Source organism: Novosphingobium sp., assembly GCF_031417815.1.
Classification (GTDB): Bacteria; Pseudomonadota; Alphaproteobacteria; order Sphingomonadales; family Sphingomonadaceae; genus Novosphingobium.
In genome coordinates, this window is the sequence record NZ_JANOWI010000022.1 from 58,338 (window position 1) to 85,073 (window position 26,736).

31 protein-coding genes are annotated in these 26,736 nt (G+C 64.5%); 19 read left to right on the forward strand and 12 right to left on the reverse strand.

Annotated features, from left to right (window positions below; all coding sequences use genetic code 11):
• Positions 1-12 precede the first annotated feature (12 nt).
• Positions 13-924: a Brp/Blh family beta-carotene 15,15'-dioxygenase gene (locus RMN99_RS05780; RefSeq protein WP_309622349.1), complete on the reverse strand. Its 912-nt coding sequence runs from the start codon at positions 922-924 to the stop codon at positions 13-15.
• Between the two features lie 42 nt (positions 925-966).
• A complete protein-coding gene (locus RMN99_RS05785) occupies positions 967-1,728 on the reverse strand; it encodes a bacteriorhodopsin-like (RefSeq protein WP_309622350.1) in 762 nt (253 codons plus the stop codon).
• A 201-nt stretch (positions 1,729-1,929) separates the two neighbouring features.
• Here RMN99_RS05785 and RMN99_RS05790 point away from each other — a divergent pair, with 201 nt between their 5' ends.
• Positions 1,930-2,526, forward strand: a complete 597-nt coding sequence (locus RMN99_RS05790; RefSeq protein ID WP_309622351.1) for a LuxR C-terminal-related transcriptional regulator — start codon at positions 1,930-1,932, stop codon at positions 2,524-2,526.
• A 43-nt stretch (positions 2,527-2,569) separates the two neighbouring features.
• On the opposite strand, the gene RMN99_RS05795 is transcribed toward RMN99_RS05790, so the two are convergent.
• The 6 genes from RMN99_RS05795 to RMN99_RS05820 form a co-directional block, all read right to left on the reverse strand.
• Entirely contained in the window at positions 2,570-3,142 is a 573-nt protein-coding gene (locus RMN99_RS05795; RefSeq protein ID WP_309622352.1) for a lysozyme, read from the reverse strand.
• Positions 3,143-3,287: 145 nt separating this feature from the next.
• On the reverse strand, positions 3,288-4,697 hold the full coding sequence (gene glnA / locus RMN99_RS05800; protein WP_309622353.1) for a type I glutamate--ammonia ligase: 1,410 nt from the start codon (positions 4,695-4,697) through the stop codon (positions 3,288-3,290).
• 129 nt (positions 4,698-4,826) lie between these two features.
• Positions 4,827-5,165 carry a P-II family nitrogen regulator gene (locus RMN99_RS05805; protein ID WP_309622354.1) on the reverse strand — a complete coding sequence of 113 codons (339 nt, stop codon included), beginning with the start codon at positions 5,163-5,165 and terminating at the stop codon, positions 4,827-4,829.
• A 339-nt stretch (positions 5,166-5,504) separates the two neighbouring features.
• On the reverse strand, positions 5,505-6,428 hold the full coding sequence (gene argC / locus RMN99_RS05810; RefSeq protein ID WP_309622355.1) for an N-acetyl-gamma-glutamyl-phosphate reductase: 924 nt from the start codon (positions 6,426-6,428) through the stop codon (positions 5,505-5,507).
• Positions 6,425-6,760: an SH3 domain-containing protein gene (locus RMN99_RS05815; RefSeq protein ID WP_309622356.1), complete on the reverse strand. Its 336-nt coding sequence runs from the start codon at positions 6,758-6,760 to the stop codon at positions 6,425-6,427. The genes argC and RMN99_RS05815 overlap by 4 nt, the downstream gene beginning before the upstream one ends.
• Before the next feature lie 61 nt (positions 6,761-6,821).
• A complete protein-coding gene (locus RMN99_RS05820; protein ID WP_309622357.1) occupies positions 6,822-8,204 on the reverse strand; it encodes a leucyl aminopeptidase family protein in 1,383 nt (460 codons plus the stop codon).
• 53 nt (positions 8,205-8,257) lie between these two features.
• On the opposite strand from RMN99_RS05820, the gene RMN99_RS05825 reads away from it, so the two are divergent.
• Genes RMN99_RS05825 through RMN99_RS05835 form a run of 3 tightly spaced genes read left to right on the forward strand, consistent with a single transcriptional unit; the run spans position 8,258 to position 10,147 of the window.
• Positions 8,258-9,085, forward strand: coding sequence for a DUF4163 domain-containing protein (locus tag RMN99_RS05825; protein ID WP_309622358.1), 828 nt, complete (start codon positions 8,258-8,260; stop codon positions 9,083-9,085).
• A 40-nt stretch (positions 9,086-9,125) separates the two neighbouring features.
• On the forward strand, positions 9,126-9,950 hold the full coding sequence (map, locus tag RMN99_RS05830) for a type I methionyl aminopeptidase (protein ID WP_309622359.1): 825 nt from the start codon (positions 9,126-9,128) through the stop codon (positions 9,948-9,950).
• An 11-nt stretch (positions 9,951-9,961) separates the two neighbouring features.
• A complete protein-coding gene (locus RMN99_RS05835; RefSeq protein WP_309622360.1) occupies positions 9,962-10,147 on the forward strand; it encodes a hypothetical protein in 186 nt (61 codons plus the stop codon).
• 15 nt (positions 10,148-10,162) lie between these two features.
• Here RMN99_RS05835 and RMN99_RS05840 read toward each other — a convergent pair whose 3' ends face one another.
• Together RMN99_RS05840 and ccmA are read right to left on the reverse strand one after the other, a co-directional pair.
• A complete protein-coding gene (locus tag RMN99_RS05840; RefSeq protein ID WP_309622361.1) occupies positions 10,163-10,819 on the reverse strand; it encodes a heme exporter protein CcmB in 657 nt (218 codons plus the stop codon).
• Positions 10,816-11,481, reverse strand: coding sequence for a heme ABC exporter ATP-binding protein CcmA (gene ccmA, locus RMN99_RS05845; protein WP_309622362.1), 666 nt, complete (start codon positions 11,479-11,481; stop codon positions 10,816-10,818). Before ccmA ends, RMN99_RS05840 begins: the two co-directional genes overlap by 4 nt.
• A 47-nt stretch (positions 11,482-11,528) precedes the next feature.
• On the opposite strand from ccmA, the gene RMN99_RS05850 reads away from it, so the two are divergent.
• Complete coding sequence (locus RMN99_RS05850) at positions 11,529-11,819, forward strand: 4a-hydroxytetrahydrobiopterin dehydratase (RefSeq protein WP_309622363.1); 291 nt, start codon at positions 11,529-11,531, stop codon at positions 11,817-11,819.
• Entirely contained in the window at positions 11,816-12,322 is a 507-nt protein-coding gene (locus tag RMN99_RS05855) for a DUF1697 domain-containing protein (protein ID WP_309622364.1), read from the forward strand. The genes RMN99_RS05850 and RMN99_RS05855 overlap by 4 nt, the downstream gene beginning before the upstream one ends.
• 35 nt (positions 12,323-12,357) lie before the next feature.
• Here the strand turns inward: RMN99_RS05855 and RMN99_RS05860 are convergent, their stop codons facing one another.
• Entirely contained in the window at positions 12,358-13,164 is an 807-nt protein-coding gene (locus RMN99_RS05860) for an SDR family oxidoreductase (RefSeq protein ID WP_309622365.1), read from the reverse strand.
• A 114-nt stretch (positions 13,165-13,278) separates the two neighbouring features.
• Positions 13,279-13,896, reverse strand: a complete 618-nt coding sequence (locus RMN99_RS05865) for a DNA-3-methyladenine glycosylase 2 family protein (protein WP_309622366.1) — start codon at positions 13,894-13,896, stop codon at positions 13,279-13,281.
• Between the two features lie 85 nt (positions 13,897-13,981).
• On the opposite strand from RMN99_RS05865, the gene RMN99_RS05870 reads away from it, so the two are divergent.
• From RMN99_RS05870 to RMN99_RS05930, 13 genes are all read left to right on the forward strand, one after another.
• Complete coding sequence (locus RMN99_RS05870) at positions 13,982-14,299, forward strand: 2Fe-2S iron-sulfur cluster-binding protein (RefSeq protein ID WP_309622367.1); 318 nt, start codon at positions 13,982-13,984, stop codon at positions 14,297-14,299.
• 221 nt (positions 14,300-14,520) lie between these two features.
• Positions 14,521-15,528 carry a cysteine synthase A gene (locus tag RMN99_RS05875; RefSeq protein ID WP_309622368.1) on the forward strand — a complete coding sequence of 336 codons (1,008 nt, stop codon included), beginning with the start codon at positions 14,521-14,523 and terminating at the stop codon, positions 15,526-15,528.
• A gap of 19 nt (positions 15,529-15,547) precedes the next feature.
• Complete coding sequence (locus tag RMN99_RS05880) at positions 15,548-15,916, forward strand: hypothetical protein (protein WP_309622369.1); 369 nt, start codon at positions 15,548-15,550, stop codon at positions 15,914-15,916.
• Between the two features lie 55 nt (positions 15,917-15,971).
• Positions 15,972-16,640: an ABC transporter gene (locus RMN99_RS05885; protein ID WP_309622370.1), complete on the forward strand. Its 669-nt coding sequence runs from the start codon at positions 15,972-15,974 to the stop codon at positions 16,638-16,640.
• A 410-nt stretch (positions 16,641-17,050) separates the two neighbouring features.
• On the forward strand, positions 17,051-17,506 hold the full coding sequence (locus RMN99_RS05890) for a division/cell wall cluster transcriptional repressor MraZ (protein ID WP_309622371.1): 456 nt from the start codon (positions 17,051-17,053) through the stop codon (positions 17,504-17,506).
• Positions 17,503-18,456, forward strand: a complete 954-nt coding sequence (gene rsmH / locus RMN99_RS05895; protein ID WP_309622372.1) for a 16S rRNA (cytosine(1402)-N(4))-methyltransferase RsmH — start codon at positions 17,503-17,505, stop codon at positions 18,454-18,456. Before RMN99_RS05890 ends, rsmH begins: the two co-directional genes overlap by 4 nt.
• The gene (locus RMN99_RS05900) at positions 18,453-18,959 is read left to right on the forward strand and encodes a hypothetical protein (RefSeq protein WP_309622373.1); all 507 of its coding nucleotides are present in this window, start codon (positions 18,453-18,455) and stop codon (positions 18,957-18,959) included. Before rsmH ends, RMN99_RS05900 begins: the two co-directional genes overlap by 4 nt.
• A complete protein-coding gene (locus RMN99_RS05905; RefSeq protein WP_309622374.1) occupies positions 18,956-20,680 on the forward strand; it encodes a penicillin-binding protein 2 in 1,725 nt (574 codons plus the stop codon). The genes RMN99_RS05900 and RMN99_RS05905 overlap by 4 nt, the downstream gene beginning before the upstream one ends.
• Complete coding sequence (locus tag RMN99_RS05910; RefSeq protein WP_309622375.1) at positions 20,677-22,134, forward strand: UDP-N-acetylmuramoyl-L-alanyl-D-glutamate--2,6-diaminopimelate ligase; 1,458 nt, start codon at positions 20,677-20,679, stop codon at positions 22,132-22,134. Before RMN99_RS05905 ends, RMN99_RS05910 begins: the two co-directional genes overlap by 4 nt.
• Complete coding sequence (murF, locus tag RMN99_RS05915) at positions 22,131-23,600, forward strand: UDP-N-acetylmuramoyl-tripeptide--D-alanyl-D-alanine ligase (RefSeq protein WP_309622376.1); 1,470 nt, start codon at positions 22,131-22,133, stop codon at positions 23,598-23,600. Before RMN99_RS05910 ends, murF begins: the two co-directional genes overlap by 4 nt.
• A gap of 9 nt (positions 23,601-23,609) precedes the next feature.
• Complete coding sequence (gene mraY, locus RMN99_RS05920; protein WP_309622377.1) at positions 23,610-24,680, forward strand: phospho-N-acetylmuramoyl-pentapeptide-transferase; 1,071 nt, start codon at positions 23,610-23,612, stop codon at positions 24,678-24,680.
• Positions 24,677-26,026: a UDP-N-acetylmuramoyl-L-alanine--D-glutamate ligase gene (murD, locus tag RMN99_RS05925; protein ID WP_309622378.1), complete on the forward strand. Its 1,350-nt coding sequence runs from the start codon at positions 24,677-24,679 to the stop codon at positions 26,024-26,026. Before mraY ends, murD begins: the two co-directional genes overlap by 4 nt.
• Positions 26,026-26,736: FtsW/RodA/SpoVE family cell cycle protein (locus RMN99_RS05930; protein ID WP_309622379.1), on the forward strand; the 711-nt coding region annotated here is incomplete at its 3' end. The genes murD and RMN99_RS05930, both read left to right, overlap by 1 nt.

The window sequence follows — 26,736 nt, forward strand, 5'->3', positions numbered from 1 at the left end:
TGTGCAACTGCTTCAACCGGCTCGCGGGCTTACGGGGCGGACATGTTCGAGGATGAAATGCGGCATCGTCAGTATTGAGATGAGCATGAATACCGAGCGGATAATCCCAACGTCGATTTTGGCCTGATCCTGGCCGATCAGCAATACAATCCCGAACCCGGCAGAAAGCATAAAGACAGCTGCAATAATGCCGCCCTTTTGACGGGCAGAGATTGCGCCAGTTTCCCGCATCGCATCGCGCATGTGGCGCGGAGAATGCAGCCCGCAGAAGAAAATGGAAAAAGCAATCAGAGGCGGCAGAAATATTGCCGCAATCAAACAACTAATCACCTCAACGGTAACTTGCGGATCAGCACTGTGATAGGAACCCTTGGCGTAAACGAAACAACCCAACAACGCCGGGGCTGAGGCGCAGGCGAGCAATGCAGCAATGACAGCGCCATTCCGGTTGCCAACCAGCATATCAAAGATCTCGGCGACCTCGACCGGTTTGGTCAATGCGGGCAGGGCAACCAATGCCCAGGCCACCATCAGCGCCAGAAACGGATCGGCTTTGCCTTGCCAGTCCTGGCTGAAGTGCACGATCGACACGATCAGGAAGAGACTTAGGGCCAGCTCAGGAACCTGAAACCACAGGCTTGTCATCAATCCGGCACACAACAGGTATGCGCCGACGATTTTCAGTTTGATCGACGGACTGGACCGACCCAGCCTTGCTGCAGCAATTTCGACATCCAGAGTCCCGTGCGGAATCCCGAAAACGGCAATGCAAAGCGCAGCAACCGATACCCACGCCGGACTGTCAAGCTGGCCGAATTGCAAATTGACGATGATCAGGCTGACGGTCAGAAATGGAAGCGCCCACAGACGCAAACGGCCTGAGCCGAATGCGCCTGTGGGCAAGAAAGGCGTTGCCGCCATCATTGATTTCAGCGATCGCTCTTCAGCGTCACCGCTTCGAATGGTCTAGGCAACAGCAGCTTGACCGTATTCCGCCTGCGACTTGCGCGTGGCGATCAGGTAGATGAGCACACCAACGCCGGCCTTGGCGATCAGATCGGCGATCGTATAGCCAACCTGGACGCCCACGATGACGTTGGTTCCGCTCAGGTTGGTGTAGGGGATCATGTTGACGATCGGGTAAAATCCCCACGATGCAAAGGTCAGCAGGCGAGCCTTCTTGACCAGTTCGCGCACGCTGTCCGGCTGGTTCGAGACCGAGGCACCAAGACCGACGAACAGCTGATACATGATGTACACGAACGGAATGGCCGACAGCGTGCCCCACAGCGCGCGGGTCGGGATGTCGGTTGCGATTTCGCCGGGATAGCCAAGCGCAATCATCAGCGCGGCCGCTGCACCAAGCTTGGTCGACTTCGATATCGTTTCATCGGCTGAAAGGCGCATCACCAGGATCAGCTCGATCAGCAGCAGCGGCACGGTCAGGAGCCAGTCGACATAGCGGTAGGCATCGTTGAAGGCATAGCCCGTACCCGCCACGACTCCGTCCTTGACGGCGTAGGCACCTTCCCAGCTCTCGAAGATACGCAGATAGTGATAGGCCGCGATCGCGCAGACCAACCCCGAAATGGTCAGCGCCGTCTTGTAAGCGGGGCCAACCTGCGAACGACCCAGCCAAAGAAACACGGTAGCGGCGGCCATGGTCGCGAAGGTGAACGAAAAAGCGTTATAAACCAGCGAGTATTGGCCGAAGGATAAGGATTCCATTGCGTCTGTCCCCTTTAACATGCGCAGACTGCGCAGCAGCGGGGTGATACGCCGCGGTTGACGGGCTTCAACCTATACGAAATACCATGTCGGGCAGAACAGCGCGGCATCCCGGTTGATGCTCTGACACCGCAGAGCGGCTCATCCGGCCCAGTCGCCACCTTGCGGTGAAGGGGAGCACAATTGGCGGATACGCACCTTGTGGAACAGCGCCTGGAATCGCTGATTGCGGGTAGTCCGATCGCGTCGGTGATCAGCAACCCCCGGGTAAAGGACAATCCGATCGTGTGCTGCAATGCCGCATTTGTCGCCCTGACCGGATACAGCGAGGCGGAGATCATCGGCCGCAATTGCCGGTTCCTGGCGGGGCCGGCCACTGAACCGTGGCTGACCGAGACGATCCGCAGCGGTGTGCGCCGCCACGCCCCGGTGCTGGTCGAAATCCTCAATTACAAGCGTGACGGAACCCCGTTCCGCAATGCTGTTCTGGTGGCGCCGATTTTCGATGATGACGGCGCGCTTGAATTCTTCCTGGGATCCCAGGTTGAACTGGAACCCGATGCCCCCACCACAAATGCCAATCGCCGGATGGCGGCATCTGTGGCCGTCAAAGCGCTTTCGCCGCGGCAACACGAAGTGCTGACCGAAATGGCGGCTGGCTATCTCAACAAGCAGATCGCCCATCGGCTGGGCCTCAGCGAACAGACCGTCAAGATGCACCGCGCCGCGCTGATGGCACGGCTGGGCGCTGCCACCACCGCCGATGCCATCCGGATCGCCGTCGAAGCCGGGCTTTAGCCTCTGATATCGCGCAAACGCCCGATCAAGCCCATGGCCGCCGTTATTCCGACCGGTACAATGCAGCCTCAGCCGCGCGCCGACGGATCAGCCCGGTCAGCGGCTTTCCCCCGGCATTGACCCATTTGCCAAATTCCTGCGCGGCTTCGTCAAACCGCCCGGCCTTGTGCAGTTTGGTCAACGTTGCCTTGGCAATAGCGCCGGTGTTGTAATGAAAGCTGACCAGCGCATCGAACTGCGCCGCGCTGGTGGGGGCATCGCCAATCGCGCGGGACACATCGCGGGCAAAACGGGCCAGATCGCGTTCCAGCCGGGCGTCGCATTCGGCCTCGGTCCAGACCGCGCCGGGGGTGATCCCCGGGCCGGTCGCGCCCCAGCCGATGGTCCACGGATCACCGCCGGTGCCCGGGTCGGGATAGGCTTCGAAGCGCCCGTCCTTGCGCTTTTTGGCGCAACCTTCGAAGCGCTGGATCAGGGCGAGGCCAGACGGGCCAACCGCACCACGGCCGCTGCTGGTTGCAGCCGGTTGGGGCTCTGGCGTTAGCGGAGCTGGCGCGGGCTGCACGCGCGCTTTCATCCGGCGCAGGGCATCGAAGAAATCGAGTGGGAAGGTCATGCTGGGGTGAGCCTCAAGATTCGCCGGAGGCCCGGTAATTAGGCAGGATCGGTCCGAGTAGGAAAACGGATTTTTGGCTCGCCAACGAAAAAGGACGCTGCAGTTGCCCGCAACGCCCTTCTCTCGGTGACTTGCCGCAGCGCGATCAGGCGCTGTAATACATGTCGAATTCGACCGCCGAGGGCGTGGTTTCCCAGCGCAGCACTTCGGGCCACTTGAGTTCGATGTAGGCTTCGATCTGGTCCTTGGTGAAGACCCCGCCCTGAACCAGGAAGTCCTGATCGGCTTCGAGGCATTCGAGTGCTTCGCGCAAGGATCCGCAAACGGTCGGCACCAGCTCGAGTTCGGCCGGGGGCAGATCATAGAGGTTCTTGTCCATCGCTTCGCCCGGATGGATCTTGTTCTTGATCCCGTCGAGCCCGGCCATCAGCAGCGCCGAATAGCACAGGTACGGGTTGGCCATCGCATCGGGGAAGCGGAATTCGACGCGCTTGGCCTTGTCGCCGCTGCCATAGGGAATGCGGCACGAGGCAGAACGGTTGCGGGCCGAATAGGCCAGCAACACCGGTGCTTCGTAACCCGGCACCAGCCGCTTGTAGCTGTTGGTGGTAGGGTTGGTGAAGGCGTTCAGCGCCTTGGCGTGCTTGATCACACCGCCGATGAAGTACAGGCACATGTCCGAGAGGCCCGCATAGCCGTTGCCGGCAAACAGTGGCTTGCCGCCATCCCAGATCGAAATGTGGGTGTGCATCCCGCTGCCGTTATCGCCTTTGATCGGCTTGGGCATGAAGGTTGCGGTCTTGCCATAGGCATGGGCGACCTGATGGACGACGTACTTGTACACCTGCATCCGGTCAGCGGTCTGCACCAGCGTGCCGAAAGTCAGCCCCAGTTCGTGCTGCGCGGCGGCCACTTCGTGGTGGTGCTTGTCGCACGGCAGGCCCATTTCGAGCATGGTCGAAACCATTTCGCCGCGGATATCGACGCAGCTGTCGATTGGCGCGACCGGGAAATAGCCGCCCTTGACGCCCGGACGGTGCGCCAGGTTGCCGGCTTCGTACTTGGTGTCGGTGTTGGTCGGCAGTTCGATATCGTCGATCTTGAAGCCGCTGCCGTCATAGCCATCGTAGTAACGCACATCGTCGAACAGGAAGAATTCGGCCTCCGGCCCGACATAGACGGTGTCGCCCACGCCGGTGGCCTTGACATAGGCTTCGGCGCGCTTGGCGGTGGAGCGCGGATCACGGCTGTAAAGGTCGCCGGTCGAAGGCTCGACGATATCGCAGCAAATGATCATCATCGGTGTCGCGCTGAACGGATCGATATAGACCGCATCAAGATCGGGCTTGAGGATCATGTCGCTTTCGTTGATCGCCTTCCAGCCCTCGATCGAGGAGCCGTCGAACATCAGTCCGTCTTCGAGCTCGTCCTCGCCGAGGATTGCGGCAACCATGGTCAGGTGCTGCCACTTGCCCTTGGGATCGGTGAAACGCAGATCGACCCATTCGATCTCTTCGTCCTTGATCCGCTTGATGATGTCCTTCGCGTTGGCCATTACTTTTTCCTTTTTAGTCCCCCTCCCGCTTGCGGGAGGGGCTAGGGGTGGGTGTGTCAGGTTCGAGGGCTGGTGCCGGCCGGATGACCGGCCCACCCCCATCCCCTCCCGCAGGCGGGAGGGGGGAAATCAAATCGCGTCGTTATCGCGCTCGCCGGTGCGGATGCGCAGCGCGCTTTCCACCGGGATCACGAAGATCTTGCCGTCGCCGATCCGGCCGGTCTGCGCCGCCGCAGCGATCGCTTCGACCACGCGTTCGGCCAAGGCATCGGGGACCACCACTTCAAGCTTCACCTTGGGCAGAAAATCGACCACGTATTCGGCGCCGCGGTAGAGTTCGGTGTGACCTTTCTGACGGCCAAAGCCCTTGGCCTCGGTGACCGTGATGCCCGAAACGCCCACTTCGTGGAGCGCTTCCTTGACCTCGTCCAGCTTGAACGGCTTGATGATCGCTTCGATCTTTTTCACGTTGCATTCCCCTGCGCAGCAAGCCGGTGCCGCAATTGCGGCCCGGGATTTTACGTTGCTGCGGGCACCCACCTATCAAGAATCGTGCCAGCAGCCTGCGCGAAGCCCTAAGCCAAGTGAAGGCAGCCGAAAAGGGCGTATTCGCAAGATTTGAATCGCTGATGCGTAGCTTGCGCAATTATTGAAACGTGGCGGGGCGTGAAGTTTTGCCTGAATATTCAGCAGGTGGTGCACAAAAAGAAGGCATCCGTCGCCCCGGACTTGATCCGGGACCGCTGGCGTCACGAAGCTGAGCTGGAGTGGTGATGCCAGCGGTCCCGGATCAAGTCCGGGACGACGTTACAGCATCAATCCTGCGGTCTCCTCCAGCCCGGCCATCAGGTTGAGGCTTTGCACCGCAGCACCGCTGGCGCCTTTGCCAAGATTGTCGAGCATCGCGACGAGCCGCGCCTGGTTGCCGTCCTTGCTGCCAAAGACATAGAGTTCAAGCCGGTCATTCGGGCGGGCAGAGCCGCGCAGCAGCAACTCGTCGGGGGTTTCCTCGTTGAGGCGGACCACCAGGCTATCGGCGTAGAAATGGCGCAGATGATCGCGCAGTCCGTCGGTTGGCGCGGCGCGCTTCATCATGCCAAGGTGCAGCGGCACTTCGACGACCATGCCGCGGTGCGCCGGGACCACGGCGGGGGCGAACAGCGGGGCATGGGCGAGGCCTGCATACTCCTGCATTTCCGGTACGTGCTTGTGCCCCATCGCCAGGCCGTAATCGCGGTAAGCGATGTCGCCATCGGCCTCGAACCGTTCGATCAGTGCCTTGCCGCCGCCCGAGAAACCCGAAACGGCGTGGCAGGTGTAGGGCCAGTCGCCCGGCAGCAGGCCCTGCCGGATCAGCGGCGCAAGCAGCGCGAGGAAGCCAGTGGGATAACAGCCGGGGTTCGAAACGCGGGCCGCTGCGGCTACCCGGTCGCGCCCGATCAGTTCGGGAAAGCCATAGGTCCAGCCTGGCGCAGTGCGGTGCGCGCTGGAAGCATCGATGATCCGCACCTTGCTGCCTTCGGCCAAGGCAACCGCCTCAACCGCCGCCTCATCAGGCAGGCACAGCACGGCGAAATCGGCGGCGTGATAGGCATCGCGGCGCGCCGCAGCGCTTTTGCGCTGAGTATCGTCAAGGATCAGCAATTCGAATTCAGGCCGCGCGGCCATCCGCTGGGCGATTTCGAGCCCAGTGGTGCCGGCGGCACCGTCAATGAACAGGGTGTGGGTCATACCGCAGCGAGCGCGACCAGCGGCAGATACCCGACAAACCCGTCATCTCCGACCTGGCCCCAGGCCCAGTCACCGGACATGTCGAGCACGTTGAACGCGCTGTTGCCGCCCAGCGTGGCGCGAACTTCGCTGTCCTTGCTGTTCAGCGCGAACAGCTTGGCACCGCTTGGCACCACCTTGAATTCCATCGGCACGGCATAGTGCGGCACGAAGCATTTGCCCGCCAGGCGGATGTGCGCCAGATCCCCGCGCACTGGCCAATGCGCCGCATCCAGCTTTTCAGCCGGGCCGGAAAGGGTTAATTGCCCGGTCGGGATGGTGGTGGCGGTCAAGGTCTCAGGTTTCCCAAACTGGAAGAGCGGGCGATTAGCGCCGGTTGGCCCTTCTAGCAAGCTATCCATACCGCCCCTTTAACAGCCCCCAGGCCGCCCTCAGACCCAGCGCGTCACCGCCTTTGGGGCGGCCGGGCTTGGCGGCGGGGCGCCAGGCGAAGGTGTCGAAGTGGGCCCAGTCCACGCCCTCGGGCACGAACTTGTCGAGGAACAGTGCCGCCACCGAGGCCCCGGCAAAGCCATTGCCGCCGGCGTTGTTGAGATCGGCGATGTCGCTTTTGAGGTATTCGCGGTAGCCATCGAACAGCGGCAGGCGCCAGCAGCGATCGTCAGCCGCCTCGCCTGCCTTGAGCAATTCATCGGCGGTTTCATCGCGGCGCGCGAACATCGCGGGGAGATCCGGCCCCAGCGCGACCCGCGCCGCGCCGGTCAGCGTGGCGAAATCGATCACCAGCTCGGGCGTTTCCTCGCCCGCACGGGTCAAGGCATCACCCAGCACCAGCCGCCCTTCGGCATCGGTGTTGCCGATCTCGACCGACAGCCCGGCGCGGCTTCTCAGCACGTCACCGGGGCGAAAGGCGTTGCCCGAAATCGCGTTTTCGACCGCCGGGATCAGCAAATGCAGCCGCACCTTGAGCTTGGCCTGCATCACCAGCTGGGCCAGCGCCAGGGCATGCGCCGCGCCGCCCATGTCCTTCTTCATCAGCAGCATGCCGGACGAGGGCTTGATATCGAGCCCGCCCGAATCGAAGCAAACCCCCTTGCCGACCAGCGCCACCTTGGGATGCGCGGGATTGCCCCAAGTCAGTTCGATCAGCCGCGGAGCAGCCTCGCGCGCGGCGGCGCGGCCGACCATGTGGACCATCGGGAAACCCTGTTCGAGGGCGTCGCCCTTGGTCACCTTGAGCTCTGCGCCGTGCGCCTTTGCGACCTGTGATGCGAGGCCTTCGAGCTCGGCCGGGCCCATGTCCTCCGCCGGGGTGTTGACCATATCGCGGACCAGCGCGGTGGCGGCGGCTTCGGCCAGCGCCGGGGCGATTCCCGCGACATCCTTGGTCAGCAGCACGCGCGCGCCTTCCTCGCTGGGCGCGGAGAGGTAGCGTTCGAAGCGGTATTGCCCGGTGACCCAGCCGAACAGGGCAGGGCCAGGCTCCGCTGCTACGAGGCGATAGGTGCCAGCGGGCAGCACTTCGGCCAGTTTTGACAGGCACCAGCTGGACAGGCTGGCCACATTGGCCACGCCCGAAACCACGAACCAGCCGTCACCATCGGGCACGATGGCATAGCCATAGCCATCGGCGACAAACTTCTGCGCCGCCAGCGCGGCGCGCTGCGGGGCGGAGAGCGAGCGGACAAAATCATCCAGCCCGGTCTTGTCGATCAGGTGGATTGCTAAGGCGGGCTGACCCTTATCGGGCTGGATCAAGGCGTTCTTGTCGGTCATAATGCGCGCCTGATAGCCGCACATGCGCGGCAAGCGCGAGAGGAAATGTGCCGATGACCCGCAAGGCTGCCGTGATCCCGCTGCTGCTGCTGGCGGCATGCTCCAAAGCGCCCGATCAGGCAGAGCCCGCCGCGCAGGCCAGCAGCGGCGCTGTGGCCGCGGTGACCGCTGCGCCTGATTCCGCTGCCGCCACCGCCGCCGCCGCACCGGGTGCGGTGAAGATCGACGAGGACGGCAAGCTGTTCCATTTCGCCTTTGCCTACCCGGCCGCAGCAGCAGGCATCCCGGCGCTGAAGGCCGAACTCGATGGCGAAAAGGACAAGGCCCGCAGCGCGCTGGTCGACGCGGCCAAGCAGGGCCGTACCGACGCGCAAGGCGGTGGCTATGATTTCAATCCTTACGACCGCAGCATCGAATGGTCGGTGGTTACCGACCTGCCCGGCTGGCTCAGCCTCAAGGCTGAAAGCTATGCGTTCACCGGCGGAGCGCACGGCAATTCGGGCAGCTATGCGCTGGTCTGGGACAAGGTGGCGGGCCGCCGCCGCGAACCCCTTTCGCTGTTTGTCTCCAAAGCCGCGTTCGATGCGGCGTTCGGCCAGCCCTATTGCGCCGCGCTCAATGCCGAACGCAGCAAGCGCCGCGAACGAAAGGTCGATCCGGCCAGCGGCGCTGAGTTCGACAAATGCCTTGCCCCCAGCGAGGTCACCGTGCTGCTCGGATCGGGCGACAGGGCGCATTTCACCCGCATCGGGCTGATCGGCGATCCCTATATGGCGGGTTCCTATGCCGAGGGCAGCTATGAGGTGACACTGCCGGTGACCCCGGCGCTGATCAGGGCGGTCAAGCCCGAATACCGCAGCCTCTTTGCACCGGGCCGCTGACCCCCTCGCAATTTGACGTGTTTCGCGCTATCTAGCAGCCATGACGCAATACCAGACAGTTACCGACGCCGACACGCAGCTGCGCGATGGCACGATCAAGCTGCACGGGCCGGCCGGCTTTGCGGGCATGCGCGCGGCCGGGCGGCTGGCGGCCGAAACGCTCGATGCGCTGGCACCGCTGGTGCAGCCGGGCGTGACCACCGGCGCGCTCGATGATTTCGTGCGCCAGTTCAACCTTGATAATGGCGCGGTGCCGGCGACGCTGGGCTACCGCGGCTATGCGCACAGTTGCTGCATCTCGATCAATCACGTGGTCTGCCATGGGATTCCTTCGGACAAGACCCTGAAAGACGGCGATATCGTCAATATCGACGTCACCCCGCTGCTTGATGGCTGGCACGGCGACAGCAGCCGGATGTATCTGGTCGGCGATGTGCCATTGAAAGCCAAACGGCTGGTCGAGGTGACCTATGAATGCCTGATGCTGGGGATCGAACAGGCCCGGCCCGGCGCGCGGCTGGGTGATATCGGCGCAGCGATCCAGGCCCATGCCGAACGCCAGCGTTATGGCGTGGTCCGCGAATTTTGCGGGCATGGCCTCGGCCGGATATTCCACGATGCCCCCGAAGTGGTCCACGCCGCACGCGCCGGGACCGGGCCGGAGCTGAAGCCGGGGATGTTCTTCACGATCGAACCGATGATCAACCTCGGCAAGCCAGGCGTGAAGTTGCTTGAGGATGGCTGGACGGCGGTAACGCGGGACCGGTCCTTGTCGGCGCAGTTCGAACACTCGATCGGGATCACCGAGGACGGGTGTGAGATCTTTACGGCCAGTCCGAAGGGTTTGGATAAGCCGCCTTATTAAGGAATTCGATGATGAAAGAATTCTTACTCGATAGGACCAATTGGTTGGTCATGATTGTCTGGCTCGTGGCTGCGCTGGGATTCAGTATCTGGCAGATGCTCTGGCACGGCAGCTATCTCAACCTGTCGATCATACTGATGAGCGTTCCGATGGCCCTATTGGGTCTGCGCAGCCTGTTCGTACTTTATCGACTGTAGCGATACTTTGCTGGCCTAACCCCGCCCAGCCCGGATCGCAGCGCCTGCGGCAAAGGGCGTCAGCGCGAGGTAAACCAGACTAACCGCGCCGCACAGCGCCAGCCCCGCTTCGCCGCCGGTCGCCAGACTGCCTGCGCCGAACACCAGCAGCGGCACCGCCAGCGGGATCAGCAGCATGCCCCCCAAGGCCGCACCGCCGCGCAGGGTGGCGGTGATGCTGGCGATCAGCACACCCAGCGCGGCAAGGCCGGGAGTTCCGGCGAGCAAGCCAAGCTCAACCAGCCGCAGCGTCTTTCCGTCGATCCCGACCAGCGCCGAGGCGGGCAGGGCGGCTAGCATCAAGGGCGGGCCAAAGCTGAGCCAATGGGCCAGCATTCGCACCGCCACCACCAGTTCCTCGGAAATCCCGCGCATTGCCCACTGGTCGAACATGCCAAGCTCAAGATCAGGCTCGATCAACCGGTCAAGCGGCAACACCGCAGCCAGCAGCGCCGCGACCCACAGCATCCCGCCGCCGGTCTTGGACAGCAAGGGCGCATCGGGCCCGACCGCAAAGGGATAGAGCATCGCCACCGCGAGGAAAAACAGCACCGGCAACGAAGCCCCGCCGCGCCGCCCGCCGCGCAGCAATTGCGATAGGTCACGCCGCAGCAAAGTGAGGAGTACGCTCATGAAAGCCCCTCCCCAGCGGGGAGGGCTTGGAGTGGGGGTTCTGCGCCACCGTCGAGCCCCCATCCCCGACCCTTCCCCGACGGGGAAGGGAGGAAGTCTGCCAGCTCGAGCCTTTGGAGCCGTTCCAGTCTGAACGGCTGATGCGATGCAATCACCGCAATCCCGCCTTCGGCGCAATGATCGGCAACGATCGCTTCGACCAGCGCCGCACCTTTGGCGTCGAGCCCGTTGAGCGGCTCGTCCAGCAGCCAGATCGGCGCGGCCTGGGCCATCAGCCGGGCCAGCGCGGCGCGCTTTTTCTGGCCGGTTGAAAGATAGCGCACCGGCACCTCCTCCAGTTCCGCCAGCCCCAGCCGCGCGGCCTGGTTGTCGTGCGGGCCATCGATCCGTTGCCAGAAAGCCAGCGCCTCGCTCAGCGACAGGTGCGGATCGAGCGCGGGGCGTTCGTCGACCAAAGCCAGCGTGCCGATACACTCGACCATGCCCGACCATGCCGGCAGTAGCCCCGCAAGAATACGGATCAGGCTGCTTTTACCGATCCCGTTCGATCCCGCCAGTTGCAGCGCAGCGCCGCTTTCCAGTGCGAACGAGAGCCCGGCAAACAGCAAGCGGTCGCCGCGGCGGCAGGCCAATTCGTTCGCAGCGAGGCGGCACTCTTGCATGGGGCTGCGCGATAGGGGAAAGCTGCGCACCTGCCAAGGAGAGCCCGATGCCGATCCCCCGCCTGACCGAAGCCGAAACTGCCGCCCTGATCGCCGAGGTGCCCGCCTGGACGCTGCGCGAAGATGGCAAGGCGCTCACCCGCAGCTTCAAGTTCAAGGATTTCAACGCGGCCTTCGGCTTCATGGCGCGCGTCGCGCTTTATGCCGACAAGCACGATCACCACCCCGAATGGTTCAACGTCTACAGCCGCGTTGACATGACGCTGACCACGCACGATGCCGATGGGCTCAGCGCGCGCGATGCGGCGATGGTGCGGGCGATTGCGGGCTATCTTTGACCGGCTGGGTCGCCCTGCTGCGCGCTGTCAACGTGGGCGGCAACAACAAGATTCCGATGGCCGATCTGACGGCGTTGGCGACGCGACTGGGGCTGGAACAGGCGCGGACCTATATCGCCAGTGGCAACCTGATTTTCGCCAGCGAGCTTGGCGAGAACGTGCTGCGTGCTGTGCTGGAACAAGCGATCGCGGCCGAGTGGGGCAAGCCGATTGGCGTGCTGGTGCGTAGCGCGGAGGAACTGGCCGATGTCACCGCACGTTGCCCCTGGCCGGATCGGCCCGGCAACCGGGTGGTGGCGGTGTTCAGCGATGCGGCGTTAAGCCTTGATGGCGTGCGGCATCAGGCGGACGAAGTGCTGGCGCTGGGGCGACGCGAGATCTTCATCGACTATGGTGGGGGTATGGCTGATTCCAGGCTGGTGGTCCCGGCAGCCAAGATTGGCACGGCGCGGAATATGAATTCGGTACGGAAACTGGCGGAACTGGCGGGGGCGCTGGCCTAGGATCCTCCCCATCGGCTTGCGATGGGGAGACCCGATCACCGCCCGCCCAGCGGCTTTCCGCTGGCCTTGCCCATCTTGCGCAGCCGACCCGGCATCCAGCGCGCGGCGAAGGCGAGGCGGTGGGCGGTTTTGCCGACGCGGGTGTGGAGCGCGGTGCCATGGACTGCGTTCCACGCGGCTTCGGCCACGTCTGCAACCGGGGTAATCTCCAGCCCGGCATTCTGCACTCGGCCACGAATGTGCTCGTTGGTTTGCTGGTTGGGGGTCATGTCGATCAGCGGTGTGTCGATGAAGGCCGGCATCAGATCAGCCACCTTGATTTGATCAGCCGCCCATTCACCATCGAGGCATTCGGTCAGCGCGCGCACCCCGAACTTGGTGGCGGAATAGACCGAGGCCCCAGGCGAGCCATAGATCCCGGCCGCGCTGGCGGTGCTCAGCAGGCACGATCCCGGCGCGCTCGCTTTGAGCCAGGGATGCGCCGCCTGCGCGCCAAACAGCACGCCTTTGAGGTTGATATCGAGGCAGCGCTCGATTTCGGCAGTGTTATTATCGGTAAGGTTGCCGCCGAGCGGGATTCCGGCGTTGTTGAACACCACGTCGATCCGCCCGCCGCTGACCTTGGCGCAGTCTGCCAGTGCCACATCCCACGCCGCCCGGTCCCGCACGTCGAGCTTGTGGGTGGAGCTCATGCCCGCCGGGATCATTGCCGCCGTTTCGCGCATCCCGGCTTCGTTGACATCGGCCAGCCCGACGAACCAGCCCTGCGATCCGAACTTCACCGCCACCGCGCGGCCAATCCCGCTGGCCCCGCCGGTAATGAAAATGGTCTTGTGCGCCATGGCTGGCTCCTCCCGCGAATCTCTAACTTCGATCCCGCTTACAGCGTTGTCAGCAGTCTGCGCAATGTGGCATCACTTGCTGCCGTCCCCCTCCCGCAAGCGGGAGGGGGGAAATCACAGCGCCGGGTTGTTATAGCAATGCCAGGTGAAGATCGCCGCCGCGCCGCGGTGCGGGCGCCATTTTTCGGCCATTTCGCGGGTCAGCTTTTCCGACGGGCGGGCTTCAAGATCGAGCAGCTTATGGAGGCCTGCTTGCACCGCAAGATCGCCAGCCGGCCACACGTCCTGCCGCCCTTCGGCGAACAGCAGGTAGATTTCGGCGGACCAGCGGCCGATCCCCTTGATCAGGGTCAGCTGGGCAATCGCCTCCTCGTCATCGGCGGGGAGCGCTTCGAAATCGAGCTGTCCGGTTACCACCAGTTCGCACAAGCTGCGCATATAGCCTTGTTTCTGCCGCGAAAGGCCGCAGGCGCGCAAGGTGTCGAAATCGGCATCGAGCACGCGCTGCGGATCAAGTTCCTCCCCGGCGTGCGCCTCGAACTTGCGCCACATCGACGCGGCGGCTGCGACACTGACCTGCTGGCCAACGATGGTGCGCATCAAGGTGCCATAGCCGCGCGGGCGGATCCGCGGTTCGGGATAGCCCGCCGCTTTCACTGCGCGGGCAAAGCCGGGCTCCAGCACTGCCACGGCGTCGATGCCGGCCTTCAATTGTCCTGCACTTAAGCCCATGTCCGGTCCCACTTGCCAAAGAATGGCCAAGCGATTAGCAGCCCGGCCAACGCGCGAACAGGCGCAATTCTAGAAGGACGCAAAGATGCCCAAGCTTGTGGTGGTCAACCGTGCCGGTGTTGAACAGGAAGTTGAAGCGGCGAACGGCGTTTCGGTGATGGAAGCGATCCGCGACGCGGGCTTTGACGAGCTGCTCGCTCTATGCGGCGGTTGTTGCTCGTGCGCTACGTGCCACGTCTATGTCGACGCAGCCTTTGCCGACAAGGTCGACGCGCTGAGCGAGGATGAGAACGACCTGCTCGATTCGACCGACCACCGTGCGGACAATTCGCGCCTGTCGTGCCAGCTGCATATGAGTGATGCTGTCGACGGCCTGAAGGTGACGATCGCACCGGAGGATTGAGCTATCTCGATCCTCCCCAGATTTGCGCAGCACATCTGGGGCGGTGGCAGCGCGCAGCGCTGACGGAGGGGTAATGGCGCAAGGGTAGAAACCCCTCCGTCATTTGCTGGCGCAAATGCCACCTCGCCATTTGTGGCATTCGCCAAAAATGGAGAGGATCTTCATAGGGTGAAAGAGCAATTGCGTTGCGCTTGCCGCACCGCCAACCTAACTTTCGCTGCATGACCAGTCCTACCGCTCAAAAATCCACCCTTGATCTGATCGGCAACACCCCGCTGGTGCTCCTCAAGGGGCCCAGCGCAGCGGCGGGCTGCGAGATCTGGGGCAAGTGCGAATATACCAATCCCGGCGCTTCGGTGAAAGACCGCGCGGCGTTGTGGATCGTCCGCGATGCCGAAGCGAAGGGCTTGCTGAAGCCCGGCGGCACGATCGTCGAAGGCACCGCTGGCAACACCGGGATCGGCCTGGCGCTGGTGGCCAATGCGCTGGGTTACAAGACGGTGATCGTCATGCCCGAAAACCAGTCCAAGGAAAAAATGGACACCTTGCGCGCCCTTGGGGCCGAGCTGGTGCTGGTCCCGCCGGCGCCGTTTTCCAACCCCGGCCATTTCGTCCACACCTCGCGCCGCCTGGCTGAAGAGACCCCCGGCGCGGTCTGGGCCAACCAGTTCGACAATGTCGCCAACCGCAAGGCCCACATCGAAAGCACTGCGGTCGAAATCTGGGAGCAGATGGACGGGCGGATCGATGGATTCACTTGCGCGGCTGGCACCGGCGGAACGATCGCCGGGGTCGGGCTGGGCCTCAAGGCGTTTGACGAGAAGGTGACGATCGCGCTGACCGACCCGCACGGCGCAGCGCTTTACAATTACTACGCCAATGGCGAACTCAAGGCCGAAGGCAGCTCGGTCGCCGAAGGGATCGGGCAGGGGCGGATCACCGCCAATCTCGAAGGCGCGCCGATCGATACCCAGTTCCGGATTTCGGACGAGGAAGGCCTTGAATGGGTGCGCCGCCTGCTGGCCGAAGAGGGGCTGTGCCTGGGTCTGTCCTCGGGCATCAACGTGGCGGGCGCGATCGCGCTGGGCCAGCAGCTGGTCGCGCAAGGAAAACCCGGCGCGCGTGTGGCAACGATCCTGTGCGACACCGGCTTCCGCTACCTCTCCAGCCTCTACAATGCCGCGTGGCTGCGCAGCAAAAGTCTGCCGGTCTTCCCTTGGCTGGCCTGATCGGCTAGTCTGCGCCGCGATGGCAAGCCAACCGCCACGCCGGGTCCTCGATCCTTTGACTGCGCCGCAGCATTACATGCCGCCCGGCGCGCGCGAATTGCGCGCCCAGGCGGTGCAGCGGTTGCAGGCCGGTCTGTTCGGGATCGCCGCGATTATCCTGATTGTCGGCCTGGCCAGCATTATCAACGAGCGCGCCCGCCAGGCCGATGCCGCCACCCAGCCGCGGGTATCGGGCAGCGTCAGCCCCGCCGCGGTGGTTGATTCCGATCCTTTGGCCGAAGCGGGCGTGGTGCCGTCAAGTTCGCCGGATCAGGTCCCGGCGGCGCAACTGGCCCCCGCGGGCGCAGCGCAGCCCGCGCGGACTGCTCCGGCCGGGCAGAACAATTAAGCACAAAATCATACTCTGGGCAGGCCTGGCAGCGGTATTGCTGGCGGGTGCCGTCATGTTCGGACGCGCCAACCATCCGCGCAGCCAGGCACCGATCGGCCTGTTCGGATCGATCCCGCTGATCTTTGCCGAAAGCGCCGGGCTGACGCTTGATGCCCCGCCGCCGTGGCCGCGCGCGGTGATCGAACGACACGGCCAGCCAGTTGCGCTCGATGCGCTGGTGGGCGAGGGCGGGCGCGATCCGCTGGCCGGGATCAGCCGCCTTGTGCTGGCCCAGCCACGCGCCTTGAGCGCTGCGGAAAACGTCGCGCTCGATGCCTGGGTGCGGCGCGGAGGCAGGCTGCTGCTGCTGGCCGATCCGATGTATACCGGTGATACCGCGTTTGCGCTTGGCGATCCGCGGCGGCCGCAGGTGATCGCGATGCTCTCGCCTGTGCTGGACCACTGGGGGCTGCGGCTTGATTTCGATGACGCCCAGCCGGCCGGACTGCGCAGCGCCTCGGCGATGGGGCTGGCCGTACCGGTAGACTTGCCGGGCCGTTTCGCGATTGTGCGCGGCACCGATTGCCGGCTGTGGGACGAGGGGCTGGTGGCCACCTGCGCTATCGGCAAAGGCCGCGTCTACGCCCTGGCAGATGCCAGCGTGCTTGATCCCGGTGCGGGCGACGCGGCGCACGAAACGGGGCTTTCGGGCCTGCTTGACGCCGCTTTCGCAGTGCGCTGACCGGCTCTGCGCGCCAATCGATCCACAGATTCGGGGAAATCGCGGGACGGCTCTCCCCTTGGCTGCAAAACGCGCTGCAAGGGCTTGATTTCACGTGAGAACAAATGAGAAACTTGAAGACTGTGCGGCGCAAATCACAACAATGAATCTAAAGTAAATCAATAATTTACCGTCTAATCCCGTGATTTCCCGCAATTTTCCCTTCCATCCCCGTTGATAGCGGGCTAATGCTCCTTTTCATCGACAGCAACTACTGCCGCCGCACCTTGAAAAGGTGGTCTGGACGCGAGGGCGCGCGTCCGGGGCGGGAGGACTATTTTTCGCGTCCGGGAGCAATTCCGGCATGAGGTGGGGCGGGGCACGTGGAGGCTGGCAGGCCAATTGTATTTAGCGGTCAGGGCTTTTCGCTGTTGGGCGAAAAGGGCCGCTTCGTGCTGCCCCCCGATTTCAGGAAAGCGGTGCGCGATTCGGGAAATGGCGAGCGCGTGCTGTGCCTGGCCAAGCACCCGCGCTGGAAATGCCTGACCGCCTTCGGGCTTGGCCGGGTCGATGAATTCGAAGCCGAACTCAACCGCGAAGAAAGCATCGCGCTGGAACGCGGCACCGATTTTGATCGCGATTTCCGTTCGCAGCAGATGTATGGCTTTGGCCGCGTGCCGTTTGACGATAGCGGGCGGTTTGTGCTGCCCGAACGTTATGCCAAGCAGGTTGGGCTGGATGGCGCCGCGTTCTTTCAGGGCGGCGGCAAGATGTTCACGATCTGGAACCCGGCCGAGCTTGCCCAGATGGGCGCGGGCTGGGAAGACGCGATCGAAGCCTGCGCCGATCTTCTGGCCCAGGCCGAGGCGGGCAAGGGGCGCAAATGACGCCGCCGCCCCCACACGTTCCCGTCCTGCTTGATGAAGTGATTACCGCGCTTTCGCCCGAAACCGGCGCGGTGATTGTCGATGCCACCTTCGGGGCCGGCGGATACACCCGCCGCCTGCTCGACCTGGGGGCATCGGTCCACGCTTTCGATCGCGATCCCGATGCGATCGAAAGCGCCAGCGGGTGGAGCGAAGCTGCGGAACACCGGCCGCGCCTGGTGCTTCACCCGCGTCGTTTCTCCGAAATGGTCGATGCCCTGGCGCTTGCCGGGGTGGCCCACGTCGATGGCGTGGTGATGGATATCGGCGTTTCCTCGATGCAGCTCGATCAGGCGGTGCGCGGGTTTGCTTTTTCCGCCGATGGCCCGCTCGACATGCGGATGAGCCAGGCGGGGGAAAGCGCTGCCGATTTCCTCAACACCGCCGCCGAAAGCACAATCGCCGACGTGCTGTACCAGTACGGCGAAGAGCGCCAATCGCGCCGCGTCGCCCGCGCGATCGTTGCTGCGCGTCCGCTTGAAACCACCGGGCAACTCGCGCACATCGTACGCAAGGCGCTGGGCCATCGCCCCGGCGCACCCAAGGATCCCGCCACCCGCAGCTTTCAGGCGATCCGCATCCACGTGAACGCAGAGCTGGATGAGCTGAACGCTGGCCTTGCCGCAGCTGAAACGCTGCTGCGGCCCGGCGGCAAGCTGGCGGTGGTCAGCTTCCACAGTCTTGAAGACCGGATCGTCAAGCAGTTCCTGCGCGATGCCAGCGGCGCGGTTGCCGGCGGTTCGCGCCATCTCCCGGTCATCGCTGCACAGACCGCCCCGACTTTTGCCGATGTCAGCCGCGCGATCCGCGCCGGCGCAGCGGAACTTGACCGCAATCCCCGCGCCCGCAGCGCCACGCTGCGCGCCGCCACGCGCACTTCGGCCCCGCCCCAGCACAGGAGAGCGGCATGAACCTGACCCGTGATCGTTTGCATTCGATGGGCTGGGCTGCGGTCCTGCTGTTCTGCCTGGCGTTCACCGTGGCGCTGACCTTCAGGGTCAATGCGGTCAAAAGCCAGGTGCGGCTGACCGAGCGCAAGATTGCCGTGGCCCGGCAGCAGGCGCTGTTCCTTGAAACCGAATTCGAAGCGCGCGCCAACCAGCAGCAGTTGAAATCGCTCAACGATGTCGAATTCGGCTATCAGGCGCCGACCGCCGGGCAGTACCTGGAAAACGAGCGTCAGCTGGCTTCGCTGGGCAAGGCGCGCGGCCCCGATGCCCCCGATCCGATCCGCGTGGCCAGTGCGGCATCGCTGACCCAGGACAGCAACCTGCCGGGCATGGTCAGCCCGCTGACCGGCAAGGCGATGGCCGCAGAACCTGACCGCGACGGCACCAGGAAAAGGCCCACGACCGCCGCAAACCTTGGCGAACGGCTGAGCCGCGTCAGCGAACCGGAACCGCGCAGCGAATGAACACCATGGCCATCAGCACTGCGATCACCACGGGCCGGCGCGAGCTGGTCGATGTGCGCACGCGCAGTCTGCTGGTGGCCAAGTGGCGGGTGCTGTGGGTGGTGCTGGGCTTTGCGCTGGTTGCTGCGCTGGCGCTGCTGCGGATTGCCTTCCTGGGCCTGTTCGATGCCGGTGCGGCAAACGACGGGGCGCTTATGCTCAGCGCGCCGCGCGGCGATATTGTCGATCGCAACGGGGTGCCACTGGCCCGCGCTTTCCCGGCCTATGCGCTGTGGTACAATCCGGCAGCGCTGGGCGATGACGGTGCGCCGCTGGTGCGCAGCCCGCACGATGTGGCGCAGGCGCTGGTGCAGATTTTCCCCGACATGAACGCCGGCGAACTGACCAAGCGGCTGGCCGATGGCAAGCCGGGCTATCTGCGCCGCCGGATCCTGCCCGAAGATGCCAACAAGATCCACCTGCTGGGCGAACCGGCGCTGGAATTCCCGCGCGAAACCGAACGGTTTTACCCGCAAGGTTCGATGGCCGCGCACGTGCTGGGCTTTGTCGGCGCTGATGGCGGCGGGCATGTCGGGATGGAGCAGGTTTTCAACAAGCGCCTGACCGATCCCGCGACCGGCGGCCAGCCGGCCATGCTGTCGATCGATGCCCGCGTGCAGGGCGCGCTCGAGGATGAGCTGTTCAAGGCGATGACCGACAGCAATGCGCAGGGCGCAGCCGGGGTGGTGCTTGATGTCGATACCGGCGAAGTGGTCGCACTGGCTTCGCTGCCTTCGTTCAATCCCAACCTGATCGACCGCGCGGGCGAAGCCAACATCTTCAACCGCGTGACTAACCAGGTGTTCGAACTGGGCAGTGTGCTAAAGCCGGTGACGGTCGCCGCAGCGATCGATGCCGGGACGGTGACCGACCTTTCGCGGCGCTACCAGTCGAACCGTCCGATCCAGATCGGCGGCTTCCAGATCCGTGACAGCCACGGCTTTGGCGGTTCGCTTAACATCCCCGAAGCGCTGATCCATTCGTCCAACATCGTCACTGCGCAAGTTGGCGATGAACTGGGCGGCGAACGGCTCAACGCCACGCTGCGGTCGCTGGGAATGGACCAGCGCGCGGCGATCGAACTGCCGGCGCGCGGTTTTCCGATCTATCCCAAAGGCAAATGGTCGCGGATCACCACCATGACCGTCTCGTTCGGGCATGGCCTGGCGATGACCCCGCTGCATCTGGCGCAGGCCTATGCCGCAATGGTCAACGGCGGCATCTGGCGGCCATCGACCCTGATCCGGATCGCGCCGGGCACCGAAGTACCGGGCCTGCGCGTGTTCAAGGCATCGACCAGCGCGCGGATGCGCCAGTTGCTGCGTCTGATCGTGGACCTGGGCACCGGGCGCAAGGCCAATGCGCTGGGCTACCGGGTCGGCGGCAAGACCGGTTCAGCCGAAAAGCCCGGCACGCACGGCTATCAGCGCACCAATATCATCGCCACTTTCGCCGCCGCTTTCCCAATGGACCACCCGCGTTACGTGATCATCGCGATGCTTGATGCGCCGCAGGGCACCGCTGCCACATCGGGCCAACGCACCGCTGCGTGGAACGCCGCGCCGATGGTGGGGCGGCTGGTGCCGCGGATCGGTCCGTTGCTGGGGGTGATGCCCGATGCGACCCGCGATGTGGACATCAGCGACCTGGCCCCGTTGGTCGGCAGCGGAGATGGCGAATGAAGCTGGGCACGCTGGCTGAGAGCGCAGGGATCGCGCTGGCGGCTGGCGGCCAAGCCACAGTTACCGGCTTTGCGATCGACAACCGCAAGGTTGCGCCTGGCACCGTGTTCGGCGCGTTCCGTGGCACCCAATTCAATGGCGAGGACTTTATCCCGGCGGCGGTCGCAGCTGGCGCGGTAGCGGTCGTCGCAAGCCCGCAAGCGCAGGTTGCGGGCGCGGTGCACATCGCCGATGCGGAGCCGCGCCGCGTCTTTGCCCGGCTGGCTGCGCAGTTTTTCACGCCGATGCCCGAAACGGTTGTCGCGGTCACCGGGACCAACGGCAAGACCTCGATCGCCGAAATGACCCGCCAGATCTGGCGCATGGGGGGTGAGCGCGCGGCCTCGATCGGCACGCTGGGGGTTACAACTGCTGACGAAAGCATCTCGACCGGGCTGACCACGCCCGATGTCGTCACGTTTCTGGCCAACATGAGCGGGTTGGCGCGCGAAGGGGTGACTCACGTCGCCTTCGAAGCCTCAAGCCACGGCCTGTCGCAGTTCCGCAGCGAAGGGCCGCGGGTGCTGGCGGCCGCTTTCACCAACCTGTCGCGCGATCACCTCGATTACCACAAGGACATGGACGATTACTTCGCCGCCAAGATGCGGCTGTTTGACGAGGTGGTCGATCCCGCTGGCAGCGCCGTGGTGTGGTTGGACGATCCGTGGTCGGCGCGCGCGGTGGATCACGTCCGCGCGCGCAGGCTGAAATTGCTGGGCGTGGGTGCGGGGGCCGATGAAAGCGGCATCCGCCTCCTCGCCCGCACGCCGGGGCAACTGGGGCAGGAACTGCAGATCGCATGGGCGGGCGAAACGCGGACGATCAAGCTGCCGCTGATCGGGGCTTATCAGGCTGCTAATGCCTTGGTAGCGGCCGGACTGGTGCTGGCCACCGGCGGTTCGGCAGCGCAGGTGTTCGATGCGCTGGCGCGGCTGCAACCGGTCCGCGGGCGGCTGGAACGCGCCGCGATCACCCGCGCCGGTGCGCCGGTCTATGTTGACTATGCCCATACCCCCGATGCGCTGGAAGCCGCAATTTCCGCGCTCCGCCCGCACACCGCCGGCCGCCTGATCGTGGTCTTTGGCGCGGGCGGCGACCGCGATCCGGGCAAGCGCGGACCGATGGGCGCGGCGGTTGCAGGCGGCGCTGATCTGGGCATTGTCACCGACGACAATCCGCGCGGCGAAGATCCCGCCGCGATCCGCGCTGCGGTGCTGGCTGGCGGAGCCGGGAAATTGCGCGATGGCGGCGAGCGGCGCGCGGCGATCTGCCTGGGCGTTACCGAAGCGGGTAGCCGCGATGTCGTGCTGTTGGCCGGCAAGGGCCACGAACAAGGCCAGATCGTGGGTAGCGGCGAGGCAACCCGCGTCTTGCCGTTCGACGATGTAACCGTTGCCAGGGAGTGCGCTGCATGAATGCTTTGGCCCCGATCATTGCCTGGCCAGACCTCATCGAGGACCAGCTCGGTCTCGCGCTGTGGGACGCGGTCGAGATCGCGCGCGCAGTAGGCGGTGTGGCGATGGGCCAGTTCCAGGTGTCCGGCGTCGAGATCGACAGCCGCGACGTGGTGCCGGGTGACCTGTTTTTCGCGCTCAAGGGCGAGGCCATGGATGGCCACAAATTCGTGGCCTCGGCCTTTGCCAGAGGTGCGGCGGCGGTGGTGGTCGATCGCCCGGTCGATGGCCCACACATCCTCGTCAGTAATACCTCAAGCGCACTTGAACTCCTCGCAAAAGCGGCACGGTGCCGAACTTTTGCGCGGATTATCGGGGTGACCGGATCGGTCGGCAAGACCGGAGTGAAAGAGGCGATTTTTGCCGCGCTTGACCGCTCGAGCCGGGGCAAGGCGCACCGTTCGGTCAAAAGCTACAACAATCATGTCGGTGTGCCGCTCAGCCTGACGCGGATGGACGCGCGCTGCCGCTATGCCGTGTTCGAAATGGGGATGAACCACAAGGGCGAGATTTCCGCGCTGACCGCGCAGGTCCGTCCGCACGTGGCGGTGATCACTACGATCGCCCCGGCGCACATTGAAAACCTTGGCTCGATCGAAGCGATCGCGGACGCCAAGGCCGAGATATTCGAGGGACTGGAGCCCGGCGGGATCGCGATCATTCCGGCAGACAGTCCCCAATTTGCCCGGTTGAAGGAGGCGGCAGAACAACAACGGATCGCCGTCGTTTCCTTCGGCCGGGCAGCCCATTCCGATGTCCGCCTGCTCGATGCCGTACCTGCGTCCGGCGGCGGATCGCTGGTCACCGCCGATCTGGGGGACCGCCGCGTCTGCTATACCGTGGCGGAACCGGGTGAACACTGGATCAGCAATTCGCTGGCCGTCATGGCTGCGGTGCGCGCCGCCGGCGGCGATCTGGGCGCGGCGGGACTGGCGCTGGCCGAGATGCAGGGTCTGAAAGGTCGCGGGCAGCGTACGACCATCGCGGTGCCCGGCGGCGATAGTTCTGGCCGGGCGCTGCTGATCGATGAAAGCTACAATGCCAATCCCGCCTCGATGCGGGCTACGCTGGCGCAGCTCGGGATCACCCCGGCGCGCCGCCGCATCGCGGTGCTGGGCACAATGAAGGAGCTGGGCCAGCACGGCCCGGCGTTTCACGCGGCGCTGGCCGATCCGGTCCTGGCGGCGCAGATCGACCATGTGGTGCTGGTGGGCGACGAGATGCAGCCCTTGGCCGATGAACTGGGGAAGGCTGGCGCGGCACTGCTTGGCAAGCGGCCCTCCATCGCGCATTGCCGGACGGCTACCGAAGCGCAAGCGGCGCTGTTGGAGTTTGGCCTGGAAGGCGGCGACGCGATCCTGGTCAAGGGGTCGAATTCGGTCGGGCTTGGCGCCGTGGTCGCCGCGCTCGCACAGCAAAAGGATTAAGAGCAGGCGATGCTCTACCTGATCGCGCACTATTTTGAGTTTGAGGGGATTGCGAACCTGATCCGCTACCAGACGTTCCGCGCCGGCGCGGCGCTGATGACGGCGCTGGTGATCGGGCTGCTGATCGGCCCGCGCTTTATCGTCATGCTGCGCATGCGCCAGGGCAAGGGCCAGCCGATCCGCGAAGACGGACCGCAAAGCCACTTCGCCAAGCGCGGCACGCCGACCATGGGCGGGCTGATGATCCTGGTTTCGCTGATCACTTCGATGCTGCTGTGGATGGATCTTTCCAGCCCGCTGGTCTGGGCCTGCCTGGCGGTGACCATCGGCTTTGGCCTGATCGGGTTCCTCGACGATTACGACAAAGTCAGGAAAAGCACAGTGGCCGGGGTTCCGGGGCGGGTGCGGCTGGCGGCGGAATTTCTCGTCGCCGGGGTGGCCTCGTGGATCCTCGTCAGCCAGGTTGATACCAACCTCTACGTCCCGTTCTTTTCCGATCGTTTCATCCCGCTCGGGCCGTTCTACTATGTGTTTGCGGCCTTCGTGATCGTCGGCGCGGGCAATGCGGTCAACCTGACCGACGGGCTTGACGGGCTGGCAACGATGCCGGTGATCATCGCCGCAGGCACCTTTGCGATCATCGCCTACCTGGCCGGCCGGGCTGACTTTTCCGCCTATCTGGGGATCCCGCACGTGCCGCGCGCGGGCGAACTGGCAATCCTGTGCGCCGGGATCATGGGCGCGGGGCTGGCCTTTCTGTGGTTCAACGCCCCGCCGGCGGCCGTGTTCATGGGCGATACCGGCAGCCTCGCGCTGGGCGGCGCGCTGGGCGCGATTTCGGTGGCGGCGCAGCATGAGATCGTGCTGGCGATCGTCGGCGGGCTATTCGTGATGGAAGCTGTGTCGGTGATCGTTCAGGTGTTCTGGTACAAGCGCACTGGCAAGCGGGTGTTCAAGATGGCCCCGATCCACCACCATTTCGAACAATTGGGCTGGCAGGAATCGACCGTGGTGATCCGTTTCTGGATCGTCTCGATCGTGCTGGCGCTAATCGGACTTTCGACGCTCAAACTCAGATGATCACCGCAACCGCCTTTTCCGGAAAGAAATACGCGGTGCTCGGGCTGGCCCGCTCGGGCATGTCGGCGGTGGAAAGTCTGCTGGCTGGCGGCGCTGAAGTGACCGCGTGGGACAGCCGCGAGGAGCCGCGCCGCACACTCGAAGGGCGCTGCACGCTGGCCGATCCTGTCGGCCTCGACCTGACCGGGTTTGAAGGCGTGGTTGTTTCACCCGGCGTGCCGCTCAACCGGCATCCGATTGCCGGCCATGCCGCCAGCTTTGGCGTTCCGGTGATCGGTGATATCGAACTGTTCGCGCTTTGTCGGCCCGAACTTCCAGCGCACCGCGTGGTCGGAATTACCGGCACCAACGGCAAATCCACCACCACCGCGCTGCTGCACCACATCGTGCAAAGCGCGGCGCTGCCGGCCAAGATGGGCGGCAATATCGGCCTGCCGATCCTGGGGCAGAACCCGCTCGATGCGGGCGGGGTCTATGTGCTCGAATTGTCGAGCTACCAGATCGATCTCACCCACCGCCTTGAATGCGATGTCGCGGTGTTGCTCAACATCACCCCCGATCACCTCGATCGCTACGACGGGTTTACCGGCTATGCCGCCGCCAAGGCGCGGTTGTTTGCGATGCAGCGGGCTGATCAGGTGGCCGTTTTCGGCATGTCCGATGCCAAGACCCAGGCCATCGCCGCGCGCGAAAGCCAGATGCGTGCACCCGGCAAGGTCCGCAGTGTCGATGGCAGGGACCTGGCGGCGATGCAGGCCGATTGGCCTTCGCTGCAGGGTCCGCACAATCTTCAGAACGCTGGCGTGGCCGTGGCCGTGGCCGAAGCACTGGGGCTTACGGCGGCGCAGTGGGGCCCGGCACTGGCCAGCTTCCGCGGGCTGCCGCACCGGATGGAGCGGGTCGCCGATCTGGGCGGGGTGATGTTCATCAACGACAGCAAGGCGACCAATCCCGCCTCGACCGCGCCGGCGCTGGCTGCTTTTCCGCCCAACCCGGAGCGCCGCGTGCACTGGATCGTCGGCGGCCTGCCCAAGGGCGACAACCTGGATGAATGCGCACCGTTTTTTGGCAATATCGCCGCCGCCTATACCATTGGCGAGGCCGGTCCGATGTTTGCCCTGCTGCTTGAAGAGGTCATGCCGGTGCGGCGCAGCGAAATGATGTGCGAGGCGATCCGCCAGGCGATGAACGAGGCCAGGCCCGGCGATGTCGTGCTGCTATCCCCGGCCTGCGCCAGCTTTGACCAGTTCCGCGACTATGAAGCGCGCGGCGATGCCTTCCGCCAGATCGTGCTGGCGCTTGGCGCCGATGAACTGGCTGCCGCCGCAGCGGGAGGGCCGCGCTGATGGCTTCGAACCCGCCGCTTGCCCCGCGCGGCACGCGCTCTGCGATCGAGGTGACGCCGCTGCGCCAGCGCCGCAACCGCCGCAATGAATTTGCTATCTGGTGGCGCGAGATCGACCGGACGCTGCTGGTGCTGGTGCTGGTGCTGATGGCAATCGGCACTGCCGCGGTCGCTGCATCAAGCCCGGCCAGCGCGCGGCGCCTGTCAACCGCGCGGATCAAGCTGGATGACCTGCACTTTTTCTACATCCACTTGCGCTGGCAGTTTCTGGGCCTGATCGCGCTGTTCGGGGCCAGCATGCTGAGCCGCGAGATGGCGCGGCGGGTCGGCATCGTGCTGGGCTTTGCGATGCTGGCGGGGCTACTGCTGGTTCCGGCGATCGGCTTTTCGGTCAACGGCGCGCGGCGCTGGATCAACCTTGGCATCTCGCTTCAGCCCAGCGAATTTCTGAAGCCAGCTTTCGCGATCATGATGGCGTGGATCCTCTCATGGCGGGTGCGCGATCCACACTTGCCGGTGATCGAACTGTGTACCGGGCTGATGGGCGGAATTGCCATCCTGCTGATGACTCAACCCGATTTCGGATCGACCATCCTGTTCAGCGGGGTGTGGTTCGTGATGGTGCTGCTGTCGGGCATATCGCTCAAGCGGATCGGTGGCGTGATCGGGGCCGGGGTCATGCTGGTGACGCTGACCTACGTCTTCTATGAA

What these genes read in the sequence shown, in the direction of transcription:
- RMN99_RS05780 (WP_309622349.1), bottom strand. Translation starts at nt 924, where the DNA reads ATGATGGCGGCAACGCCTTTCTTGCCCACAGGCGCATTCGGCTCAGGC.
- RMN99_RS05785 (WP_309622350.1), bottom strand. Translation starts at nt 1,728, where the DNA reads ATGGAATCCTTATCCTTCGGCCAATACTCGCTGGTTTATAACGCTTTT.
- RMN99_RS05795 (WP_309622352.1), bottom strand. Translation starts at nt 3,142, where the DNA reads ATGACCTTCCCACTCGATTTCTTCGATGCCCTGCGCCGGATGAAAGCG.
- glnA (WP_309622353.1), bottom strand. Translation starts at nt 4,697, where the DNA reads ATGGCCAACGCGAAGGACATCATCAAGCGGATCAAGGACGAAGAGATC.
- argC (WP_309622355.1), bottom strand. Translation starts at nt 6,428, where the DNA reads ATGACCCACACCCTGTTCATTGACGGTGCCGCCGGCACCACTGGGCTC.
- RMN99_RS05820 (WP_309622357.1), bottom strand. Translation starts at nt 8,204, where the DNA reads ATGACCGACAAGAACGCCTTGATCCAGCCCGATAAGGGTCAGCCCGCC.
- RMN99_RS05825 (WP_309622358.1), top strand. Translation starts at nt 8,258, where the DNA reads ATGACCCGCAAGGCTGCCGTGATCCCGCTGCTGCTGCTGGCGGCATGC.
- map (WP_309622359.1), top strand. Translation starts at nt 9,126, where the DNA reads ATGACGCAATACCAGACAGTTACCGACGCCGACACGCAGCTGCGCGAT.
- RMN99_RS05835 (WP_309622360.1), top strand. Translation starts at nt 9,962, where the DNA reads ATGAAAGAATTCTTACTCGATAGGACCAATTGGTTGGTCATGATTGTC.
- RMN99_RS05840 (WP_309622361.1), bottom strand. Translation starts at nt 10,819, where the DNA reads ATGAGCGTACTCCTCACTTTGCTGCGGCGTGACCTATCGCAATTGCTG.
- ccmA (WP_309622362.1), bottom strand. Translation starts at nt 11,481, where the DNA reads ATGCAAGAGTGCCGCCTCGCTGCGAACGAATTGGCCTGCCGCCGCGGC.
- RMN99_RS05850 (WP_309622363.1), top strand. Translation starts at nt 11,529, where the DNA reads ATGCCGATCCCCCGCCTGACCGAAGCCGAAACTGCCGCCCTGATCGCC.
- RMN99_RS05860 (WP_309622365.1), bottom strand. Translation starts at nt 13,164, where the DNA reads ATGGCGCACAAGACCATTTTCATTACCGGCGGGGCCAGCGGGATTGGC.
- RMN99_RS05865 (WP_309622366.1), bottom strand. Translation starts at nt 13,896, where the DNA reads ATGGGCTTAAGTGCAGGACAATTGAAGGCCGGCATCGACGCCGTGGCA.
- RMN99_RS05870 (WP_309622367.1), top strand. Translation starts at nt 13,982, where the DNA reads ATGCCCAAGCTTGTGGTGGTCAACCGTGCCGGTGTTGAACAGGAAGTT.
- RMN99_RS05875 (WP_309622368.1), top strand. Translation starts at nt 14,521, where the DNA reads ATGACCAGTCCTACCGCTCAAAAATCCACCCTTGATCTGATCGGCAAC.
- RMN99_RS05880 (WP_309622369.1), top strand. Translation starts at nt 15,548, where the DNA reads ATGGCAAGCCAACCGCCACGCCGGGTCCTCGATCCTTTGACTGCGCCG.
- RMN99_RS05885 (WP_309622370.1), top strand. Translation starts at nt 15,972, where the DNA reads ATGTTCGGACGCGCCAACCATCCGCGCAGCCAGGCACCGATCGGCCTG.
- rsmH (WP_309622372.1), top strand. Translation starts at nt 17,503, where the DNA reads ATGACGCCGCCGCCCCCACACGTTCCCGTCCTGCTTGATGAAGTGATT.
- RMN99_RS05900 (WP_309622373.1), top strand. Translation starts at nt 18,453, where the DNA reads ATGAACCTGACCCGTGATCGTTTGCATTCGATGGGCTGGGCTGCGGTC.
- RMN99_RS05905 (WP_309622374.1), top strand. Translation starts at nt 18,956, where the DNA reads ATGAACACCATGGCCATCAGCACTGCGATCACCACGGGCCGGCGCGAG.
- RMN99_RS05910 (WP_309622375.1), top strand. Translation starts at nt 20,677, where the DNA reads ATGAAGCTGGGCACGCTGGCTGAGAGCGCAGGGATCGCGCTGGCGGCT.
- murF (WP_309622376.1), top strand. Translation starts at nt 22,131, where the DNA reads ATGAATGCTTTGGCCCCGATCATTGCCTGGCCAGACCTCATCGAGGAC.
- mraY (WP_309622377.1), top strand. Translation starts at nt 23,610, where the DNA reads ATGCTCTACCTGATCGCGCACTATTTTGAGTTTGAGGGGATTGCGAAC.
- murD (WP_309622378.1), top strand. Translation starts at nt 24,677, where the DNA reads ATGATCACCGCAACCGCCTTTTCCGGAAAGAAATACGCGGTGCTCGGG.